This window comes from Serratia marcescens, assembly GCF_006715005.1.
Taxonomy (GTDB): Bacteria; Pseudomonadota; Gammaproteobacteria; order Enterobacterales; family Enterobacteriaceae; genus Serratia; species Serratia montpellierensis.
Map to the genome: position 1 here is coordinate 4,934,101 of NZ_VFMJ01000001.1, position 20,376 is coordinate 4,954,476.

Below are 20,376 nucleotides of genomic sequence, written 5' to 3' on the forward strand. Positions count from 1 at the left end.
GGCGCCCTTGATGTATTTGATGCGAAGAAATCAGTGCGTCACGTGACCGTGGCTGCGGTGCTTGGTCACGAAGCCCAGCAGCAGACACATCACAAACACCGCCAGGTACAGGCCGTTGGCGGTGGTCAGCGCCGCATGCGCGCCGCCTTTCGCCACGATAGGACCGGTGACCACGAAGGTCAGCATGGTGCCGATGGTGCCGCAGGTCAGGATAAAGTTGACCAGTTTCGGCGAGGAAGCCTTGGTCTGCAGCGAGCCGAGGGTGATCAGCGTGGTGTAGATGGCGCTGGAAACGAAGCCCAGGGCCATAATGTAGTAGCCGAGGTGCTCCGGATTGTCGGTGCTGACGAACAGGTACATCGCGCCGGTAGCCAGTGCGGCCAGCACGGTAACGATGCGCTGCAGATCGAAGAAGCGCAGGATGAAGCTGAACACCCACATGCCGACCATATAAGAGGTCCAGAAGTCGCTCACCAGCTTACCGGCCTGGCCGATGTCCATATTGAACGACTTGGTGGCGTACTCCGGCACCCACTGAATGAAGCCCAGCTGGCCGAGGATGTAGCACAGCGCGGCGATCGACAGGAACAGCACGCCGATGCCCCATTTTTCTTTCTCGACCGGTTGACCGGCATCAGTGCCTTTCTTGCCCAGCACCGGGAATTCGGAGCACAGGGTCAGCACGAAGATCCCCACGTACAGCAGGCCGATGCAGGCATAAACCCAGTACCAGCCGATATGGCGGGCCAGCAGCATCGCAGCGACGATCGGGAAGATCATCCCGGCCATGCTGAAGAAGGAGTCGGTGAACAACAGGCGTGAACCGCGCTGGCGGCCGGCATACATGTGGGTGATCAGGAAGGTGCCGATCGACATGGTGATACCGCTCACCACGCCGAGGATAAACATGCACAGCGAGAACATGGTCAGGCTCTTGCCGAGCATCAGCCCTGCGACCGCCAGCACCATCAGGACAAAGCCGAAGATCAGCTGACGCTTCAGCGGGATGATTTCCATCAGCCAGGCATTGAGGAAGATCGAAATCAAAATACCGGCGTTGAGGAAAGTAAAGGTGTTACTCATGCTGGAAACCGGCAGATTAAAGTACTCTGCAATGTTTCCCATCACCATCCCTGTGACGATCACTAAAGCACCGGTCAGCGCGTAAGAAAAGAAGCTGATCCAGGTAAGCCGTATGCGGTTACTGTCATTCATTGTATAGGCCTGAATATGTCTGTTAGAGGTTTTTATAGCTGGCATAAGGCCCGCTGGCTTTTCCTGGCAAACGCAGAAAAAAGTCCCGATCAGGCCACCAGGAGGCGGATCCTAGCACAGACAACGGGATTTTTTGTGATGGTTGTCGATTTTTTGATGTAACCCATGAAGGGGTGGTGCGCATTAGTGTGATCTATTTGCGTGCCGTCACAATGGAATCGCGGTGGACGATCGTCGGCTCAAACCGGTGCGCCGGGGTGGCGGGATCGATCAACCTGCGCGCCGCGTATTGGGCCATCTCGCTGATGGGAAAGTGTACGCTGCTCAACGCCGGGCGCACGAAAGGCGCGCGTTCGCCGCTGTCGTAGCAGATCAAGGAGATATCCTGCGGCACCCGCAGGCGGTGCTCATTGATTGCCAGCAGGGCGCCGATCGCCATCTCTTCGTTGCAGCAGTAGATGGCGCTGGGCCGCACGGCTTGCCGCAGCAGCCGATCGGCACAGCGGTAACCGCTTTCCAGATCGTAGACGCCCTCCAGGCAGGCCACCGGCTCGATATTCGCCGCCTGCATTGCCTCTTCAAACCCTTGCAGCCGCAGGCGGCTCGACGGGCGCTCGCGCGGGCCACTGATGCAGGCGATGCGCCGGTGCCCGGCATCGAGCAACTGCTGCGTCGCCATGCGGCTGGCGAGCGGGTGATCGAAGGTGACGCAGCGGTCTTCCAACCCCGGCACCAGACGATCGAGCAACACGAAATCACGTTGCTCCGCCGCCAGCTGGCGCAGCCGATCGTCGCTGAGAAAACGCACGTGCAGGATCACGCCGTCGCAGCGCAGGCTGAACAGCCTCTGCACCGCCTGCCATTCGTTTTCGGCGCTGTTGCGGCCCTGGGTCACCAGCAGCTGCTTGCCGTGGGATTCGGCCTCGGTCTGCACGAAGTCCATCAGCGCGCCGAAGAAGCCGCCGCGGTATGACGTGGTGACCAGCCCAAGGGTATTGCTGTGGCTGGAGGCGAGCGCGCGGGCCGCCGGGTTGGGGGTATAACCGAGCTGGGCGACGGCGCGTTCAACCTTCTCGCGGGTCGGCGCCTTGACGTTGCTGTCGCCGTTCACCACGCGCGATACGGTGGCGCGCGAAACGCCCGCCAGCGCCGCGACATCTTCCAGTGTCACCATCGTCCCACTCCTGAATTACGGCTAAAAAAATGGGTTCGGCGCGCCGAACCCCTGTCTGGCTGCGTATAGCCGTTTACCTGAACTGCGGCAAATACGGCGCGTTTATCGTCAACACCTCGTCCAGCAGCGGCTGCGCCAGGTTGGCGTTGCCCACTAACGGGTTGGCGATCAGCGCCAGCAATCCGCTGCGGCGATCGCCGTGCACTGCGGTTTCGATGGTCAGACGTTCGTAGGCTTTCACCTGCTGCGTCAGGGCCTGCATCGGCTCCGGCAGCGGGCCGAAGGTCAGCGGGTGTGCGCCCTGAGCATCGACGATACAGTTGATTTCTATCACAGCATCGTCCGGCAGGCCATGGATTGCGCCGCGGTTTGCGGTGTTGACCACTAATTGCGTGCCGAGATTATTATGGATAGCACGAATCAGCTCCAGCGCAACTTCGGAATAGAAAGAACCGCCGCGGAAGCTGAGCTGCTCCGGCTTACTGTTCAGCTGCGGATCGGCATACAGCTCGAACAGCTCTTTTTCTACCTGCATCACCTGCTCGGCGCGGGTGCCGCGCTCGCCGGCAGCGGCCATCTCCTCCGCCAGCATCTCGCGGGTCTGGTAAAAATAGCGGTGGTACGGGCAGGGGATCGCGCCGAGCGCGCGCAGGAAGTCCGGCTGCCAGGGCTCTTCCTTGATGTTGTTCATGGTCAGCGCCGCGCCGTCGCACAGCATGTCGATCACCTTAGCGGTGACGTCGCGCCCCTGCTGCGTGACCTGATGCACCCAGACCATGTGGTTCAGGCCGGCGAACTGCAGCTGCACGTCGGCGTAAGGCGCCTGCAGCATGTTGGCGATCATGTGATGCATGCTGATCGGTACGTTGCACAGGCCGATGATTTTCGCTTTGGTAAAGCGGGACACCGCCTCGGTGACGATGCCGGCCGGGTTGGTGAAGTTGATGATCCAGGCGTCCGGCGCCAGCTTTTCCACCCGACGGGCGATATCCAGCATCACCGGAATGGTGCGCAGCGCCTTGGCGAAGCCGCCGACGCCGGTGGTTTCCTGGCCGAGCAGCTGGTATTTCAGGCCCAGCCGTTCATCAGCGGCGCGCGCCGGCAGTTGCCCGACGCGGAACTGGGTCAGCACGAAAGCGGCGCCGCGAATGGCGTCGTCCAGCGCGAAGTGCACGCTGACCTTCACCTGCTCCAGCCCGTGGCGCGCCAGCATGCGGCGGGTCAGGGCGGCGATGGTTTCCACTTTTTGCCGGCCCGGCTCGACGTCCACCAGCGCCAGTTCGGTGACCGGCAGCTCCTCGATGCGCTGGATCAGCCCATCGACCAATTCGGGAGTGTAGCTGCTGCCGCCGCCGATCACGGCGATTTTGAGCGTACTCATGGTCGGCCCTCCGTCTGCGACTGACGGCGATAGAGCTCGATCATGTCGTCGGCCAGATCCTGGATCACCATGGCGTTCATCAGATGATCCTGCGCATGCACGGTGATCAGGTTGATCGCCAGCTTGCCGCAGCCTTCGTCCAGGCCGATCAGCTCAGTCTGGATCAGGTGCGCCTTCTTCACCCACTCTTTGGACTCGGCCATGTGTTTGGCCGCCGCGGCGAAGTCGCCGGCACGCGCTTGCCGCAACGCCATCAACGCATTGCTGCGCGCGCTGCCGGAGAACACCAGCAGTTCCATGATGGTGCTTTCAAACTCGGGGCTGACTTCAGTCATCAATTCACTCACGTCATTTCTCCAGGGGTTGCGCGGCGATGCCGCCGTGGGATGCCTCAGTATCCGTTCTTTTTATAATGAGAGCGCTCTCATTTATATAGAGTAACGGCAATGTATGTGCAAACTGGGAGGCAGATCGCAAAAACCGACCCAGGGCGGCGCGGGGCAAAAAATGCGTGATGCGGTTGGCAAAAAAGCCTTCTGCGCCCATACTTTCCGCAGCAAAATTCAGGGCCGCCTAGGATATGTCCCGTAATTGGGTAAATATAGGTAAATGGCTGGCACTTGCCGATACAGCTCTTTAGAATCAAAGCGCTTTTCCGTAGTTTGTCTCTCAGAGAAAGGACCCGTTAATGTTCAAACGTACTTTAGTGACCTTCGTCGCGCTGTGTTCCCTGACTGCAGTGGCGCCAGCCGCACTCGCCGCCGGTGAGACCCACGTCATGCTGACGACCTCGGCGGGGAATATCGAGTTGGCGCTCGACAGCAAGAAGGCACCGGTTTCCACCCAGAACTTCGTCGATTACGTGAACAGCGGGTACTACAACAACACCATCTTCCACCGCGTGATCCCGGGTTTTATGGTGCAGGGCGGCGGTTTCACCGCTGACATGCAGCAAAAATCCACCAAGGCGCCGATCAAGAATGAAGCCGATAACGGCTTGCGTAACCTGCGTGGCACCATCTCAATGGCGCGCACCGCCGACAAGGACAGCGCCACCAGCCAGTTCTTCCTGAACGTGGCGGATAACGCCTTCCTGGATCACGGCCAGCGTGACTTCGGCTACGCGGTGTTCGGCAAAGTGGTGAAAGGCATGGACGTGGTGGACAAAATTGCCCAGGTGCCGACCGGCAACGTCGGCCCTTACCAGAATGTGCCGACCAAACCGGTGGTGATTCTGTCAGCCAAGGTGCTGCCGTAAGTTTTTGGCCGATCCCGTCGGGGTCGGCCGCTCCTTCCTCCCGAAGCCTTGCCTTCATCACTGTTTTCTCCCTCGCCCCATGCTCTAATCGACAGACAATAATCAGACCGGGAATCCGGCGTTCGCCCTTTGTTGTCTCTGGATGAGTTGCTGCCATGTATGAATTTAACCAGGTGCTGTTGCTGTTGCAGCAGATGTGCGTCTATCTCGTTATCGCCTATCTGCTGAGCAAAACCCCGCTGTTCATCCCGCTGATGCAGGTGACCATTCGCCTGCCGCATAAGCTGCTGTGCTACGTGATCTTCTCCGTGTTCTGCATCATGGGCACCTACTTCGGGCTGCACATTCAGGATTCGATCGCCAACACCCGCGCGATAGGCGCGGTTTTGGGCGGGCTGCTGGGCGGGCCGTCGGTGGGCTTTCTGGTCGGGCTGACCGGCGGCCTGCACCGGTATACGCTCGGCGGCATGACCGACGTGGCCTGCGCGATTTCCACGGTGTCGGAAGGCCTGGTCGGCGGCATCGTACACAGCATCGCCATGCGCCGGGGGCGCATCGAGCTGCTGTTCAATCCGCTGTTCGTCGGCGGCGTGGCGCTGGTGGCGGAAGTGCTGCAGATGGCGATCATCCTGGCGGTGGCGCGCCCTTACGGCGAAGCGTTGCAGCTGGTGGAGCACATCGCGCTGCCGATGATGATCGCCAATACCGTCGGCGCGGCGATGTTCATGCAAATCCTGCTGGATCGGCGCGCGATGTTCGAAAAATACACCAGTGCCTTCTCTTCCAAGGCGCTGAAGATCGCCGAGCGCACCGAGGGCATCCTGCGGCAGGGGTTCGATCAGGAGAACAGCATGAAGGTCGCCCGGGTGATCTATCAGGAGCTGGGCATCGGCGCGGTGGCGATCACCGATCGCGACAAATTGCTGGCGTTTATCGGCATCGGCGACGATCACCACCTGCCGGGCACGCCGATCGCCTCGGTGCATTCGCATCGCGCCATCGACAACAACGAGGTGGTGTACGCCGACGGTAATCAGCTCTCTTATTGCTGCTCGATCAACCCGGCCTGCAAGCTGGGTTCGACGCTGGTGATCCCGCTGCGCGGCGAAAACCAGCGGGTGATCGGCACCATCAAGCTGTACGAACCGAAAAGCCAGCTGTTCAGCACCATCAACCGTACGTTGGGTGAAGGCATCGCCAGCCTGCTGTCGGCGCAGATCATGGCCGGACAGTATGAGCGCCACAAGCAGTTGCTGGCGCAGTCGGAGATCAAGCTGCTGCATGCGCAGGTCAATCCGCATTTCCTGTTCAATGCCTTGAATACCCTGGTGGCGGTGATCCGCCGCGATGGCGAACGCGCCTGCGATCTGGTGCAGTCCCTCTCGACCTTCTTTCGTAAAAACCTCAAACGTTCGGATGACGAAGTCAGCCTGGCGGACGAGATTGAACACGTGAACGCCTACCTGCAGATTGAGAAAGCGCGCTTCGCCGATCGGCTGGAGATCGCGGTGTCGCTGCCGGAGGCGCTGTTGGCGGTGCGGCTGCCGGCGTTCTCGCTGCAGCCGATCGTCGAAAACGCCATCAAGCATGGCACCTCGCATCTGTTGGGCGTGGGCCGTATCGAAATTGGCGCCTGCTGCGAAGGCGAGCATCTGCTGCTGCAGGTGACGGACAACGCCGGGCTGTTCCAGCCGAAACCGAACTGCAGCGGGCTGGGGATGAATCTGGTGGATAAACGCATTCGCGTGCGCTACGGCGAAGGCTATGGCGTGCAGGTGGATTGCCGGCCGGACGCCTACACCCGCATTACGCTCAATGTTCCCATGGAGAGGGCCGCCTGATGTTAAACGCACTGATTGTTGACGATGAACCTTCCGCGCGCGACAACCTGCGCCATCTGCTGGAGGCCGAGGCGGAGATCGCGATCATCGGCGAATGCACCAATGCCATCGAAGCCATCAGCCAGATCCACCGGCTGCAGCCGGACGTGGTGTTTCTCGATATCCAGATGCCGCGCATCAGCGGGCTGGAAATGGTCGGCATGTTGGATCCTAACCGCATGCCGCACATCGTGTTTCTGACCGCCTACGACGAATATGCCGTGCAGGCGTTCGAGGAGCATGCCTTCGACTATCTGCTGAAGCCGGCGGAGCCGAAGCGGCTGAGCAAGACGCTGCAACGCCTGCGGCAGCGCAGTGCACCGCAGGACGTGGCGGCGCTGGATGAGAGCGCCGGTTACCTGAAATACATTCCCTGCACCGGCCACAGCCGCATCTACCTGCTGCGGTTCGATGAAGTGCTGGCGATCCGTTCCAAACTGAGCGGGGTGTTCGTGGTGCGCAGCGACGGCATGGAGTGTTTCACCGAGCTGACGCTGCGCACGCTGGAAAGCCGTACCCCATTGGTGCGCTGCCATCGGCAGTATCTGGTCAACCTGGAGCAGGTGCGCGAGATCCGCTTCGAAGAGGGCGGCGCGGCGGAGATGATCATGTCGGCCGGCGATCCGGTGCCGGTCAGCCGGCGCTATTTGAAGGCGTTGAAGGAGCAACTGGGGCTGCGGGGGTGACTATGCCGGCGGCCACCGGCGGCGAGTATGCACGATGGCCAATACGATGATGCGTTGAGGCGCCCATTCATAGACCAGCAGATAGGACGGGGAGATGACCAGCTCGCGCGTGCCGGCTATCCGACCCGTTTTCCCACTGGCGGGATGATGCACGAGGCGTGCCGCCGCGTCAGCGATTTTTGCATCATTCTCTGCCGCGGCGGCCGGGTTTTTAAGTTCCAACCATTCATAAATCGCCAGACGATCGGCGATGGCGGGTTCCGTCCATGTCAGTTTCACAAAAGTCCTTTTGTGTTTTATTGCGTTGATTTAGCTCTGCGTTCGGCGAAATAAGCGGCCACCTCTTCATCGTCAGCGAACTTGCCTTCACGCCACGCCTTGCGGCTCACCTCGACCTTTTCCTTTAACCACTGGTCGTACTCTTCCTGCTGTGCCTGGCGGCTGACAAACTCGCGCATGAAATCGCGCAGCAGTTGCGAAGCCGTGCGATCGGCGGCCTTTGCCGCGCTGGCGAAAGCGGTTTTTAACTCTTCATCCACGCGGATTACCACGGTAGATTCAGACATGGTATTTACCTCGTATATACAGCGTAATGATCACTATAGCACTGGTGCTTTATTGTTCAAGCAAAGACGTGCTGGCGCTAAGCGCAATCTGAATTCATCAGGCTCCGACGGCGCCCATTTTGTTTGTCCTTGACGGGGTTACGCGGCGCTTATAGCTTTATTGCATCAACAGGCGCGTTTCGCGCCGCGTCAGCGTCAAAGGAACAGAAAATGAGTGAACCACGGATTATCGCCAAAGCGATGAAAGACGGAAAACCGGAGCAGGATCTGGTGATTTTGCCGGCGTTGGCCAACCGCCACGGGCTGATCACCGGGGCAACCGGCACCGGTAAGACGGTGACGCTGCAAAAAATGGCCGAGCAGTTCTCGCGCATTGGCGTGCCGGTGTTCCTGTCGGACGTGAAAGGCGATTTGTCCGGCATCGGCGCCGAGGGCGTGCCTTCCGAGAAATTGCAGGCGCGCCTGGCGGCGATTGGCGTCACCGACTGGCAGCCGCAGGCCTGCACCATTATCCCGTGGGATATTTACGGCGAGAAGGGCCACCCGATCCGCGCCACGATTTCCGATCTCGGGCCGCTGCTGCTGGGGCGCCTGTTGGATCTGAACGAGGTGCAAAGCGGCGTGCTGCAGCTGGTGTTCAAAATTGCCGATGACAACGCGCTGCTGTTGCTGGACATGAAAGACCTGCGCGCCATGGTGCAGTTCGTCGGCGACAACGCCAAACAATTCCAGACCCAGTACGGCAATATCTCTACCGCGTCGATCGGTGCCATCCAGCGTGGGTTGTTGACGCTGGAAGAGCAGGGCGCCAACCAGTTCTTCGGCGAGCCGATGCTGGACATCAACGATCTGATGAAAACTGACGCCAACGGCCATGGCGTGATCAACCTGCTGGCGGCTGACAAGCTGATCAATCAGCCGAAGCTGTATTCGGTGTTCCTGCTGTGGCTGCTGGCCGAGCTGTTTGAGCACCTGCCGGAAGTGGGCGATCCCGAACAGCCGAAGCTGGTGTTCTTCTTCGATGAGGCGCACCTGTTGTTCAACGATGCGCCGGCGGCGCTGCTGACCAAGATTGAACAGGTGGTGCGTCTGATCCGTTCCAAAGGCGTCGGCATTTACTTTGTCACCCAGAACCCGCTGGACATCCCGGACAGCGTGCTCGGCCAACTGGGCAACCGCGTGCAGCATGCGCTGCGCGCCTATACCCCGCGCGATCAGAAGGCGGTGAAGACGGCGGCGCAAACCCTGCGCGCCAATCCGGCCTTCGATGCCGAAACGGCGATCACCGAGCTGGGCGTGGGCGAAGCGCTGGTGTCATTCCTCGACGAGAAGGGCCGCCCGAACGTGGTGGAGCGGGCGATGGTCATTGCGCCGGAGTCCAAAATGGGCATGCTCGGTGCGGAAGGGCTGAACAGCGCGATCAACAAATCGCCGCTGTATGGTCGCTATGAGGATATGATCGACCGCGAGTCCGCCTACGAGAAGCTGTCGTCGGGCGGCTTCGCCACCGTCGGCACCCCGCAGCAAGGGCAGCAACCGCAAGCGCAGCAACAGCAGGCGGGCGGCGGCCTGATGGACGGTTTGAACGAGCTGCTGTTCGGCTCTACTGGCCCGCGCGGCGGCAAGCGCGACGGAATTGTCCAGACCGCCGCCAAGAGCATGGCGCGCGATCTCGGCCGCCAGATCCTGCGCGGCGTGCTGGGGTCGATCACCGGCGGCCGCAAAAAGTAAGCGGAAATTATCGTCGGCAGCGGCGGGTTAAATCAGTACACTGTGGCGGCGTTTTTCTCTGCCGGATCTAACATGCTGCTGCTGATCGATAACTACGACTCCTTTACCTATAACCTTTACCAGTATTTCTGCGAATTGGGCGCCGAGGTGCTGGTGAAGCGCAACGATGAGCTGCAGCTGGCCGATATCGCGCGGCTGGCGCCGCAGCACCTGGTGATTTCCCCTGGCCCCTGTACCCCGAACGAAGCGGGTATCTCGCTGGCCGCCATTCGTCATTTCGCCGGCAAGCTGCCGATCCTCGGCGTGTGCCTGGGGCACCAGGCGCTGGGGCAGGCGTTCGGCGCCGAGGTGGTGCGCGCCCGCGCGGTGATGCACGGCAAAACCTCAGCGATCCGTCACCTGGGCGTCGGCGTGTTTCGCGGCCTGAGCGATCCGTTGACCGTGACCCGCTATCACTCGCTGGTGCTGAAAGCCGATACGCTGCCGGACTGCTTTGAAGTGACCGCCTGGAGTGAACGCGACGGCGTGCGCGACGAGATCATGGGTATCCGCCACCGCACTTTGGCGCTGGAAGGCGTGCAGTTCCATCCGGAAAGCGTGCTCAGCGAGCAGGGCCACCAGCTGCTGGATAATTTCCTCAAGCGTTAATTCCGGTGCGTTTTTTTCGCCCGTCAGGCGTTTTGCGTTTGCGCTTGATTGGTTTTTTATGCATATTTCGTGATTATGTTTTCAATCTGATATTACGATAGCGCTGAAAAACTTTCAGGGTGGAGCCGAAAATGACTGAAAAATCCGCAGTGAGCCGCAGTACCTTTGACCAGGTGATCCTGCCTGTTTATGCGCCTGCCCAGTTTGTGCCGGTGCGCGGCCAAGGCAGCCGGGTCTGGGATCAGCAGGGAAAAGAGTACATCGATTTTTCCGGCGGCATCGCGGTGACGGCGCTGGGGCACTGCCATCCGGCGCTGGTCGAGGCGCTCAAACGCCAGGGCGAAACCCTGTGGCATACCAGCAACGTCTTCACCAATGAGCCCGCGCTGCGCCTGGCGAGCAAACTGATCGACGCCACCTTCGCCGATCGGGTGTTCTTCGCCAACTCCGGCGCAGAGGCCAACGAGGCGGCGTTCAAACTGGCGCGCCATTACGCCATTACCCGTCACAGCCCGTACAAAACCAAAATCATCGCTTTCTATAACGCGTTTCACGGCCGCACGCTGTTCACCGTGTCGGTGGGCGGGCAGGCCAAATACTCCGACGGATTCGGGCCGAAGCCGGCCGACATCGTGCACGTGCCGTTCAACGATCTGGCGGCGGTGAAAGCGGTGATGGACAACCACACCTGCGCGGTGGTGATGGAGCCGATTCAGGGCGAGGGCGGCATTACGCCGGTCGACGCCGACTTCCTCAAAGGCGTGCGCAAACTGTGCGACCAACACCAGGCGCTGCTGGTGTTCGACGAAGTGCAAAGCGGCATGGGGCGCAGCGGCAAGCTGTTCGCCTATATGCATTATGGCGTGACGCCGGACATTCTCACCACCGCCAAGGCGCTGGGCGGCGGTTTCCCGGTCAGCGCCATGCTGACTACCGAAGAGATTGCGTCGGTGATGCAGGTGGGCACTCACGGCACCACCTACGGCGGCAACCCGCTGGCCTGCGCGGTGGCGGAGGCGGCGTTGGATGTGATCAATACGCCGGAAGTGCTGAGCGGCATCGAACAGCGTCACGCGTTGTATGTGCAGGCTTTGCAGCATATCGGCGATAAATACGGTGTTTTCACCGCCATTCGCGGCATGGGGTTGCTGATCGGCGCCGAACTGACGCCGCATTATCATGGCAGAGCACGCGATTTTCTCACCGCCGCCGCTGCGCGTGGGCTGATGATCCTCAACGCTGGGCCGAACGTGATCCGTTTCGCGCCGTCGCTGGTGGTGGAGCTGCAGGACATCGAGGCCGGCATGGCGCTGTTCGAGCTGGCGGTGCAGGATGTGATCAACGCCTGAAGCCCGTGCGTCGAATAACGGGGCGCGGCATGCCGCGCCCTTATTGATCGCGCAGTTTGCGCTTGAGCCAAATGCCGTGGTGCGGGCGCTGGCGCCAGGCCAGCGACGAAATGGTGTGCATCACGCTCAGGTGCGACAAAATGCGCCGCAGATGGCGCTCCATCTCGGTGACGGGCATCTCCGGATGCAGATCCGGCGGCTGCATGATGCCGCTGTTGCCGCTGCTCGGCCCGTCGTATTCCAACCGCTGCTGGCAGCTTTGCAGCGCGATTTCACAGGTCTGCAGATACTCTTCCGCCAGCTTCGGCGTCAGCATGTAGTGCTCGCGCGCCAAAATGGTCATGGCGTTCAGGTGTTCGACGATGAACTGGCTGTGAGTGACCCACAGCCGCATGTCCGCCAGATAGTTCGACGCGAACCCCGGCTCCTGCATCGCCTGATTGAGCGAGGTGAACAGCGCGTTGTGCGCTTGGTTGACCTGCATGCGGGTATAGGCCAGCGCAGTGGCGTCCGGTTCCGGTTGCTTCAGCATCAGCCGCAGCGCGGCTTGATCGTTCTCCAGCGCCTGATGGGCATTCTTGCGCAGCAGCCCGCTTTGCCACTGCGGCCATAGCCAAATGGTGCCGCCGAACGCCAGTACGCAGCCGATCAGCGTATCGATCAGGCGCGGTACCAGAAAATGCGAGCCGTTCAGCGCCAGCAGCTGCAGGGTGTAAACCGCCGTGACCGTAAAGCCAATCACCGACAGCCCGTAGTTCTTGCGCGAAACCAGGTAGGCCAGCAGCGTGATCACCAACATGATGCTCAGCGTTTCTCCTTCCGGCAACTGCAGCTGCAACAGCCCGGCCGCCAGCAGCAGCCCGGCAATCGTGCCCAGCGCACGGTGCTGAATACGCACCCGGGTAGCGTTATACCCGTTTTGGCTCACTAGCATGATGGTGAGCAGGATCCAGTAAGGTTTCGGCAGGTTGAACACCGCACCCAGACTGCTGCCGACCGCGAGCGTCACGCCCAGGCGCGCGGCGTTGCGCAGGGCGGTGGATTTGAACGACAGGTAGCTGACCAGCGCCGGCCAAAACGGCAGGCGGTGCTGGCCGGGCATCAGGTCGCGGCGGTACAGCGGATGCTGGGTACGTAGCAGGCGGGCGATGCGGCTGAAGTGGTAGTAACAAAATTGGCCGACCGGGTTATCGGGATGCTGCGCCGCCATTTTTTCCAGCGCTGCCAGCTCATGGGTCATGGAGAAGCGCTTCGAATGTTGATGGTAGAGAATATCGTGCGCCACCACGCGCAGCCGGCCGGCGATCACCTGAGCATTGCGGCGAATGATCGCTTCGGCCTGGCTCTGCTCCACCAGTTTTTGCACCTCTTCCGGCAGGTGCAGGCTGACGGTGATGTGCTCCTGCAGGTCCATCGCTACCTGAAAGGCGCGCTGCAGGCGCTTTTGCTCGAGGTTGTTGGCGTGCGGCAGGAAATTAAGCTGTTGGTACAACAGGCTGATCAGATCCATCACCTTTTGCTGGCGCACCAGCAGCGGCGGCAGCGCGGTTTGCGGATCGGTGTGCTGGGTCAGCAGCGAGTATTTGGCTTCGAAATAGTCCGCCAGTTCCAGGTAGAGTTGGCTCAGCGTTTCGCGCATCGGCTGTTCTTTCCACAGCTTGAACCAGAACCAGGTAAATAAGCCGTACCAGGCAGTGCCGATCGCGTAAAGCAGCGGCGCCTGCCAGATGGGTACCGTACCGGTCGTGCTGAGGGCGAAGATGGCGGCCACCAGCGCCGCCGGCAACAGCCGGGCGTGCAGCGGGCTGATTTCACCGGTGACGCCGAGCAGCAGCGCCAGGCCCAGCATCAGCGCCGGTAGCGGCACGTGCCACAGCAGTGCCTGTTGCAGCAGCACGCTGCTGAAGGCGAACAGCGAACCGCCGACGATCAGCCGTTTAAAGAAGCGCTTATGCGGCGTGTCCAGACCGGCGATATTGCAGCAGGCGGGCACCAGAGAGAACATCAGGCCGAGCTGTAACTGGCCTATCAACAGGCCGAACAGCACCGGCAGGCACAACACCAGCGTTTGTCGCAGTGCGTAGTTGATTTCCGGGTGGTAGATCAGGCGGCGCCACATGGCAGAGAGCAGACAAAAAAACGGCGCAGATTGCGCCGTTTCTTCAGGGATTAACGGGTGCCGTAGACGACAATGGTTTTGCCGTGGGCGGAAATCAGGTTTTGATCTTCCAGCATTTTCAGAATACGGCCAACGGTTTCACGCGAGCAGCCGACGATCTGGCCGATCTCCTGGCGGGTGATCTTGATCTGCATGCCGTCCGGGTGAGTCATGGCGTCGGGTTGTTTCGCCAGATTCAGCAGGGTTTGCGCGATGCGGCCGGTAACGTCCAGGAAGGCGAGGTTGCCCACTTTTTCGGAGGTGACCTGCAGGCGGCTCGCCATTTGGGCGGACAGGCGCATCAGGATGTCCGGGTTCACCTGGATCAGCTGGCGGAATTTCTTGTAGGAAATTTCGGCCACTTCACAGGCGGTTTTCGCGCGAACCCAGGCGCTGCGCTCCTGGCCTTCTTCGAACAATCCGAGCTCGCCGATGAAATCCCCCTGGTTGAGGTAGGACAGAATCATCTCTTTACCTTCTTCATCCTTGATCAGCACCGCGACGGAGCCTTTCACGATGTAGTAAAGCGTTTCGGCCTTTTCACCTTGGTGAATCAGCGTACTCTTCGATGGATATTTGTGGATATGGCAATGAGACAGGAACCATTCGAGAGTAGGGTCTGTTTGCGGTTTGCCGAGAACCATTCGCTGTTATCCTCTGTTGTTATCGCTGCCTTGTGTCACAGGGGTCAGAGTTCCCTGTAAAACCCACCTGTAGCCGCAGTTATGAGCGAGGGCTACCGGCAAGTTTTGAGGCGTGTCATAAAAATACGCTGTCGCTCTAGCATATTAACTTGCCGTAAGCGCTGCAAGCTACATTCTGTTAACATACCGGTAAAGGAGCCTTTCTCTGGGCGTTTCCCTGAATACAGTGTCCCGGAAAGATTTATTGCGGCTCTGTTTGTAGCACAGAGTAAGGCGGGTGTCTCGTGTTGTCTCGCTTCAGCATGATTAGCATCAGGTTACGTTGCCTGTTTCTATGCGAAAGCGTACTCTGATTTTAAGAAATCAACCGGAGTGACCAGAATGCAGGCAAGAGTTAAGTGGGTGGAAGGGTTAACGTTTTTGGGTGAATCGGCCTCCGGCCACCAGGTGCTGATGGACGGCAACGCCGGTGATAAAGCGCCCAGCCCGATGGAGATGGTGCTGATGTCGGTGGGCGGCTGCAGCGCGATCGACGTGGTATCCATCCTGCAAAAGGGGCGCAACGACGTGCGCGACTGCGAGGTGAAGCTGACCTCCGAGCGCCGCGAAGAAGCCCCGCGGCTGTTCACCCATATCAATCTGCACTTCATCGTTACCGGCCAGGACCTGACCGACAAGATCGTCGAGCGTGCGGTGAACCTGTCAGCGGAGAAATACTGCTCGGTGGCGCTGATGCTCAACAAGGCCGCCACGGTGACCCACAGCTTCGAGATCCGCCAACCGGCGTAATCGAAACGGAGCGCGGCCCGGCGCCGCGCTCAACGCATTTATTCGATCTTCTTGCCTTCCAGCAACCGCTGCACCAGCGGCGCCATGATCAGTTCCATCGCCAGCCCCATCTTGCCGCCCGGCACCACTAACGTATTGATGTGCGAGATAAACGAGCCCTGCAGCATCGCCAGCAAATAGGGGAAATCTATCTGATCCAGCCCGCGGAAGTGGATCACCACGAAGCTTTCATCCAGTGAGGGAATGGCCTTGGCGGCGAACGGGTTGGAGGTGTCCACCGTCGGCACGCGCTGGAAGTTGATGTGGGTGCGCGAGAACTGCGGCGTGATGTAGTTGATGTAATCTTCCATCGAACGCACCACTGAATCCATTACCGCTTCGCGAGAGTGGCCGCGCTCGCCGGTATCGCGGATCAGTTTCTGTATCCACTCCAGGTTGACGATCGGCACCACGCCGACCAGCAGATCGACGTGGTTGGCCACGTCATGGTGCTCGGTGACCACGCCGCCGTGCAACCCCTCGTAGAACAGCACGTCGGTCGGCGCCGGCAGCGGTTCCCACGGGGTGAAGGTACCCGGCACCTGATTGTAGGGCACCGCTTCGTCGTAGGTGTGCAGATACTTGCGCGAGCGCCCGGTGCCGTTCTTGCCGTAGTCGATAAAGCTCTGCTGCAGCAGACCGAAGTCGTTGGCCTCGGGGCCGAAATAGCTGATGTGTCTGCCCAGATCGCGCGCTTTGCGGATCGCCGCGTCCATTTCCGGCCGGGTGTAGCGATGGAAGCTGTCGCCCTCCAGCTCGGCGGCGCGGATGTTGAGCTGCTGGAAGATCTTACGGAACGCCACGCTGGTGGTGGTAGTGCCGGCGCCGCTGGAACCGGTCACCGCGATAACGGGATGTTTGGCAGACATGGTGGTTGTCACTCCGTGTTGAATGCGCCGGCGTCAGGGGGGTATTGTGGCTCTTGTTGACGCTCTCTATCTCAGGGAAAAAATGGCGCGCGCTAGTTTGCAATGCCCCATTGTTACCTGATTTTTTCCGTCAGTCATAGAACCGTGCGCCACTAAATTTCTTCCTGCCCGGCGCGGAACTGACCGCGCGGCATGATGTTGACGCTCTCGTGCAGTTCCGACCACACCAGCACCACTTCGCCGTTTTTCAGCTGGCGGCGCACGTCCTCCACCTTCTGTTCCAGCGAGCGTTCGTGTTCGCCGTAATCGGTGCCTTCGCGCAGTACAAAGGATTCGATCAGGCTGTTCAGGGTGTCGGTTGCCAGTTCTTGCCAGGGAATGATCACGTCGGGATGTCCAGATAAGGGGAAAGCCAGGCCGGAATGCGATGTTCCAGCCACATGTGCGGTTTTTTCAGCGTGCCACCGACGAAGCCGACGTGGCCGCCGTACTCGGTCAGCTGATATTCGATATTGCGCGGCAGGCCGGCGACGTCGGGGATCACCTCATGGGTCATGAAGGGATCGTCCTTCGCATGGATGATCAGCAGCGGCGTCTGGACAGCCGGCAACAGCGGCAGGGCGCTGCAGCGGCGATAATAGTCGGTAGCGTCGCTGAAGCCGTGAATGCGCGAGGTGATGGCGTCGTCGAATTCGCGGATGCGCCGCAACCCGTTCAGCTGTGACAGTTTGAGCGGCAGGGTGTCCGGGTAGTGCAACAGCTTGCGGGTGGCGTTTTGTTTCAGCTGCCCCAGCAGGTAGCGCTGATAAACGCGGGAGAAACCTTGCTCCATGCGGTAGGCGCAAGGCTCCAGCATCAGCGGCGCCGAGACCACCACCGCCGCCTGCAGCAGGCTGTCGGCGCCTTGCTGTGCCAGATAGCAGGCCAGCATGTTGCCGCCGAGCGAAACGCCTACCGCCGCGGTCGGCACCTCGCCGTAGCGGTCGCGCAGCCAGCGCAGGAAGAAGCGCGCATCTTCGGTTTCACCGGAGTGGTAGATGCGCTGCTTGCGGTTGGGCACGCCGCTGCAGCCGCGAAAGTGCATCACCACGCCGAGCCAGCCGCGCTCACGCCAGGCGTTGAGCAGGCCATGCGCGTAGGGGCTGTAGAAGCTGCCTTCCAGGCCGTGGAACAGCACCGCGCGCGGTTTGTCGCGCGCCTGCGCCGGATCTTCGCTCCAGGCGAGATCGACGAAATCACCGTCGGGCAATTCCAGCCGTTGCCAATGCGGTTTCAATAACACGCGGCGGCGCACCAACCGCGGCAACAGCGTTTGCAGGTGCGGGTTACTGGCCCCGGTCAGAGGGCGAAAGACGTCATGCATAGGCTGAGTAAAAATGTTGTGGGCGGCTATTGTGAGATCCCTAGCGCACTGTTAGCTTCAATACCAAGAACTAACAATGATACTGCAAAAAAGCGCCTTGGGTGAGGAGCACCCGTGCCATGGAACCGAGTTTATTCCTTTCGATGCTGGGCTTCCTGTGGGTCGCCGCCATCACGCCTGGCCCCAATAACCTGCTGTTGACCACCTCCGGCGCTAACTTCGGCTTTATGCGATCGCTGTGGCTGATGGTCGGTATCATGCTCGGCATGCAAAGCATTTTGCTGCTGGTGGCCTTCGGCGTCGGCAGCCTGATCCTGGTCTACCCGTCGCTGCACCTGATCCTGAAAATCCTCGGCAGTCTGTACCTGCTGTGGCTGGCGTGGAAAGTCGCCACCGCCGCCTATGAAAAACTGGAAACCGACGTGGCGCCGCCGCAGCCGGTGCGGCTGTATCAGGGCTGGCTGCTGCAGTTCCTCAACCCGAAAGCCTGGCTGATGGCGCTGGGGGCGGTGGCCAGCTTCAGCCTGGCGGGCGATAAGTACAACGGTTCCATTGCGGCGATCGCGCTGGGCATTTTTGTGGTCAACATTGTCGCCGGCATTATCTGGCTGGCGTTCGGCACCGTGATCGGCCGCCTGCTGCGCAGCAAAAAGGCTTGGGTTATCTTCAACGTTTCCATGGGGTTGTTGACCGCAGCCTGTGTGTTACTGATCTGGCATTAAGGAGCGAACGATGGCGGAAAATTATTATCATGTGGTTGCCTTTACCGGCAAAGGGCTGCGCGGCAACCCGGCCGGGGTTTGCCTGCTGACGAAGCCGCTGCCGGCGGAGCGGCTGCAGGCGATCGCCAACGAGATCGGCCTGCCGGAAACCAGCTTTGTCTGGGATGACGGCGACATGACCGCTATCCGCTGGTTTACCCCGGAACGCGAGGTCGATCTTTGCGGCCACGGCACCCTGGCGGCAGCGCATGTGATGTTCAGCGCGATCAATCCGGCGCTGCAGGATATCCGCTTCCGTTCGGCCGGCGGCGAGCTGTTCGTCAAGCGCGATGCGCAGGACGGGGAACGGCTGGTGCTCGACTTCCCCGCGCGGCCGCCGCAGAAGGTGGCTGAACCGGCGGGCCTTGCGGCGCTGCTGGGCGTACAGCCGCAGGAGGTGTGGCAGGCGAAAGCGCTGATGGTGGTGCTGGAAAACGAGGCGCAGGTACGCGCGCTGCGGCCGGACATCCCGGCGCTGATCGCGCTGGCCGGGTGTGCGGTAATCGTTACCGCGCCGGGTGACACCGTGGACTTCGTTTCGCGCTATTTCACGCTCGACGGCGGTGAAGATCCGGTCACCGGCTCCGCGCACTGCACGCTGATGCCTTACTGGACGGCGCGTCTCGGCCACCATCGGCTGCATGCGCAGCAGATCTCGGCACGCGGCGGCGAACTGTTCTGCGAACTGCAAGGGGATCGCACGCTGCTCGGCGGCTATGCTCATGTGTTCCTGCGCGGAAGTATCGCGCTGTAATCTGCAGTTATATTACTCAAGGTAATAAAGAAGATTTTTTTATTCTTTTATCGCCCGTCATCGCTCAGATAAAACTGTCAGCAACTGAACAGATTTTTATCAACGGAGCGGAACATGGCGGGCAAACTCTTTTCCTTACGCAACGCGGCGCTGTTGGCGCTGTCGCTCAGCGCAGCCAGCGCCTACGCGGTGGACGTGACCGTGGCGTACCAGACGTCGGCAGAACCGGCCAAGGTGGCGCAGGCGGAAAACAGCTTCGCCAAACAGTCCGGCGCGACGGTCGACTGGCGTAAGTTCGACAGCGGTTCCAGCGTGCTGCGTGCGCTGGCCTCCGGCGACGTGCAGATCGGCAATATCGGCTCCAGCCCACTGGCGGTGGCCGCCAGCCAGAAACTCCCCATCGAAGTGTTCCTCATCGCCTCGCAGCTCGGCAGCTCCGAAGCGCTGGTGGTGAAGAATGACATCAAAAGTCCGCAGGATCTGATCGGCAAGCGCATTGCGGTGCCGTTTATTTCCACCACCCATTACAGCCTGCTGGCCTCGCTCAAGCATTGGGGCATCAAGCCTGAGCAGGTGAAGATCCTCAATCTGCAGCCGCCGGCCATCGCCGCCGCCTGGCAGCGCGGCGACATCGACGGCGCTTACGTCTGGGCGCCGGTGGTCAACGAACTGGCCAAACAGGGCAAGGTGCTGACCGACTCCGCGCAGGTGGGCGAATGGGGTTCGCCGACGCTGGACGTGTGGGTGGTGCGTAAAGACTTTGCCGAGAAACATCCTGACGTAGTGACCGCCTTTGCCGCCAGCGCCCTGCAGGCGCAAAAGGCCTACCTGGCGGCGCCGGAGCAGTGGCTGAAAGATCCGAGCCATCTCAGCACGCTGGCGCGCCTGAGCGGCGTGCCGCAAACGCAGGTGCCGGAGCTGGTGAAGGGGAACCGTTATCTGCCGGTGGCCGATCAGGTTGCCCAGCTCGGCCAGCCGGTGGACAAGGCGATCCGCGATACCGCCGAATTCCTCAAGCAGCAGGGCAAGATCCCGCAGGTCGACAGCGACTACAGCGCTTACGTGACCGACCGTTTTGTGAAACAGGTGCAGGCTGCGCCGCAGTCGTAAG

General features: G+C 60.6%; 21 protein-coding genes. 10 read left to right on the forward strand and 11 right to left on the reverse strand.

The features are described 5' to 3' along the window. Positions 1-30: 30 nt before the first annotated feature. From tsgA to FHU12_RS23820, 4 genes are all read right to left on the reverse strand, one after another. A complete protein-coding gene (tsgA, locus tag FHU12_RS23805) occupies positions 31-1,215 on the reverse strand; it encodes an MFS transporter TsgA (protein WP_141972167.1) in 1,185 nt (394 codons plus the stop codon). Between the two features lie 193 nt (positions 1,216-1,408). Continuing rightward, on the reverse strand, positions 1,409-2,389 hold the full coding sequence (locus tag FHU12_RS23810) for a LacI family DNA-binding transcriptional regulator (RefSeq protein ID WP_141972169.1): 981 nt from the start codon (positions 2,387-2,389) through the stop codon (positions 1,409-1,411). Positions 2,390-2,462: 73 nt separating this feature from the next. After that, positions 2,463-3,770: a 6-phospho-beta-glucosidase gene (locus FHU12_RS23815; protein ID WP_141972171.1), complete on the reverse strand. Its 1,308-nt coding sequence runs from the start codon at positions 3,768-3,770 to the stop codon at positions 2,463-2,465. Then, entirely contained in the window at positions 3,767-4,105 is a 339-nt protein-coding gene (locus FHU12_RS23820; protein ID WP_038878111.1) for a PTS lactose/cellobiose transporter subunit IIA, read from the reverse strand. The genes FHU12_RS23815 and FHU12_RS23820 overlap by 4 nt, the downstream gene beginning before the upstream one ends. A gap of 353 nt (positions 4,106-4,458) precedes the next feature. Between FHU12_RS23820 and ppiA the strand changes: the two genes are divergently transcribed. From ppiA to btsR, 3 genes are all read left to right on the forward strand, one after another. Continuing rightward, positions 4,459-5,028: a peptidylprolyl isomerase A gene (ppiA, locus tag FHU12_RS23830; RefSeq protein ID WP_141972176.1), complete on the forward strand. Its 570-nt coding sequence runs from the start codon at positions 4,459-4,461 to the stop codon at positions 5,026-5,028. A 155-nt stretch (positions 5,029-5,183) separates the two neighbouring features. Continuing rightward, positions 5,184-6,869 (forward strand): sensor histidine kinase, encoded by a 1,686-nt coding sequence (locus tag FHU12_RS23835; protein ID WP_141972178.1) that lies wholly within the window; start codon positions 5,184-5,186, stop codon positions 6,867-6,869. Continuing rightward, complete coding sequence (gene btsR, locus FHU12_RS23840) at positions 6,869-7,594, forward strand: two-component system response regulator BtsR (RefSeq protein WP_141972180.1); 726 nt, start codon at positions 6,869-6,871, stop codon at positions 7,592-7,594. Before FHU12_RS23835 ends, btsR begins: the two co-directional genes overlap by 1 nt. On the opposite strand, the gene FHU12_RS23845 is transcribed toward btsR, so the two are convergent. Next, complete coding sequence (locus tag FHU12_RS23845; protein ID WP_141972182.1) at positions 7,595-7,873, reverse strand: type II toxin-antitoxin system RelE/ParE family toxin; 279 nt, start codon at positions 7,871-7,873, stop codon at positions 7,595-7,597. A 17-nt stretch (positions 7,874-7,890) separates the two neighbouring features. Beyond that, entirely contained in the window at positions 7,891-8,160 is a 270-nt protein-coding gene (locus FHU12_RS23850; protein ID WP_141972204.1) for a hypothetical protein, read from the reverse strand. 210 nt (positions 8,161-8,370) lie between these two features. Between FHU12_RS23850 and FHU12_RS23855 the strand changes: the two genes are divergently transcribed. From FHU12_RS23855 to argD, 3 genes are all read left to right on the forward strand, one after another. Continuing rightward, positions 8,371-9,891, forward strand: a complete 1,521-nt coding sequence (locus tag FHU12_RS23855; protein WP_141972206.1) for a helicase HerA-like domain-containing protein — start codon at positions 8,371-8,373, stop codon at positions 9,889-9,891. 72 nt (positions 9,892-9,963) lie between these two features. Beyond that, positions 9,964-10,539, forward strand: a complete 576-nt coding sequence (locus FHU12_RS23860) for an aminodeoxychorismate synthase component II (RefSeq protein WP_141972208.1) — start codon at positions 9,964-9,966, stop codon at positions 10,537-10,539. A gap of 131 nt (positions 10,540-10,670) precedes the next feature. Continuing rightward, positions 10,671-11,888, forward strand: a complete 1,218-nt coding sequence (gene argD / locus FHU12_RS23865; RefSeq protein ID WP_141972210.1) for a bifunctional acetylornithine/succinyldiaminopimelate transaminase — start codon at positions 10,671-10,673, stop codon at positions 11,886-11,888. Between the two features lie 40 nt (positions 11,889-11,928). Here argD and FHU12_RS23870 read toward each other — a convergent pair whose 3' ends face one another. After that, positions 11,929-14,007, reverse strand: coding sequence for a YccS/YhfK family putative transporter (locus FHU12_RS23870; protein ID WP_141972212.1), 2,079 nt, complete (start codon positions 14,005-14,007; stop codon positions 11,929-11,931). A gap of 50 nt (positions 14,008-14,057) precedes the next feature. Further along, the gene (gene crp, locus FHU12_RS23875) at positions 14,058-14,690 is read right to left on the reverse strand and encodes a cAMP-activated global transcriptional regulator CRP (RefSeq protein WP_004090925.1); all 633 of its coding nucleotides are present in this window, start codon (positions 14,688-14,690) and stop codon (positions 14,058-14,060) included. Positions 14,691-15,071: 381 nt separating this feature from the next. Here crp and FHU12_RS23880 point away from each other — a divergent pair, with 381 nt between their 5' ends. Next, the gene (locus FHU12_RS23880; protein ID WP_004930372.1) at positions 15,072-15,479 is read left to right on the forward strand and encodes an OsmC family protein; all 408 of its coding nucleotides are present in this window, start codon (positions 15,072-15,074) and stop codon (positions 15,477-15,479) included. A gap of 38 nt (positions 15,480-15,517) precedes the next feature. On the opposite strand, the gene FHU12_RS23885 is transcribed toward FHU12_RS23880, so the two are convergent. From FHU12_RS23885 to FHU12_RS23895, 3 genes are all read right to left on the reverse strand, one after another. Further along, positions 15,518-16,387 carry a phosphoribulokinase gene (locus FHU12_RS23885; protein WP_033636275.1) on the reverse strand — a complete coding sequence of 290 codons (870 nt, stop codon included), beginning with the start codon at positions 16,385-16,387 and terminating at the stop codon, positions 15,518-15,520. 152 nt (positions 16,388-16,539) lie between these two features. Continuing rightward, a complete protein-coding gene (locus tag FHU12_RS23890; protein WP_004930376.1) occupies positions 16,540-16,773 on the reverse strand; it encodes a YheU family protein in 234 nt (77 codons plus the stop codon). Further along, entirely contained in the window at positions 16,770-17,750 is a 981-nt protein-coding gene (locus FHU12_RS23895) for a hydrolase (protein ID WP_141972214.1), read from the reverse strand. The genes FHU12_RS23890 and FHU12_RS23895 overlap by 4 nt, the downstream gene beginning before the upstream one ends. Positions 17,751-17,869: 119 nt before the next feature. Here FHU12_RS23895 and FHU12_RS23900 point away from each other — a divergent pair, with 119 nt between their 5' ends. The 3 genes from FHU12_RS23900 to tauA all read left to right on the forward strand — a co-directional run bounded on the left by FHU12_RS23900 (position 17,870) and on the right by tauA (position 20,375). Then, positions 17,870-18,472: a LysE family translocator gene (locus FHU12_RS23900; protein ID WP_141972216.1), complete on the forward strand. Its 603-nt coding sequence runs from the start codon at positions 17,870-17,872 to the stop codon at positions 18,470-18,472. A 10-nt stretch (positions 18,473-18,482) separates the two neighbouring features. Then, the gene (locus FHU12_RS23905) at positions 18,483-19,265 is read left to right on the forward strand and encodes a PhzF family protein (RefSeq protein WP_089181405.1); all 783 of its coding nucleotides are present in this window, start codon (positions 18,483-18,485) and stop codon (positions 19,263-19,265) included. 114 nt (positions 19,266-19,379) lie between these two features. After that, positions 19,380-20,375 (forward strand): taurine ABC transporter substrate-binding protein, encoded by a 996-nt coding sequence (tauA, locus tag FHU12_RS23910; RefSeq protein ID WP_141972218.1) that lies wholly within the window; start codon positions 19,380-19,382, stop codon positions 20,373-20,375. Position 20,376 lies beyond the last annotated feature (1 nt).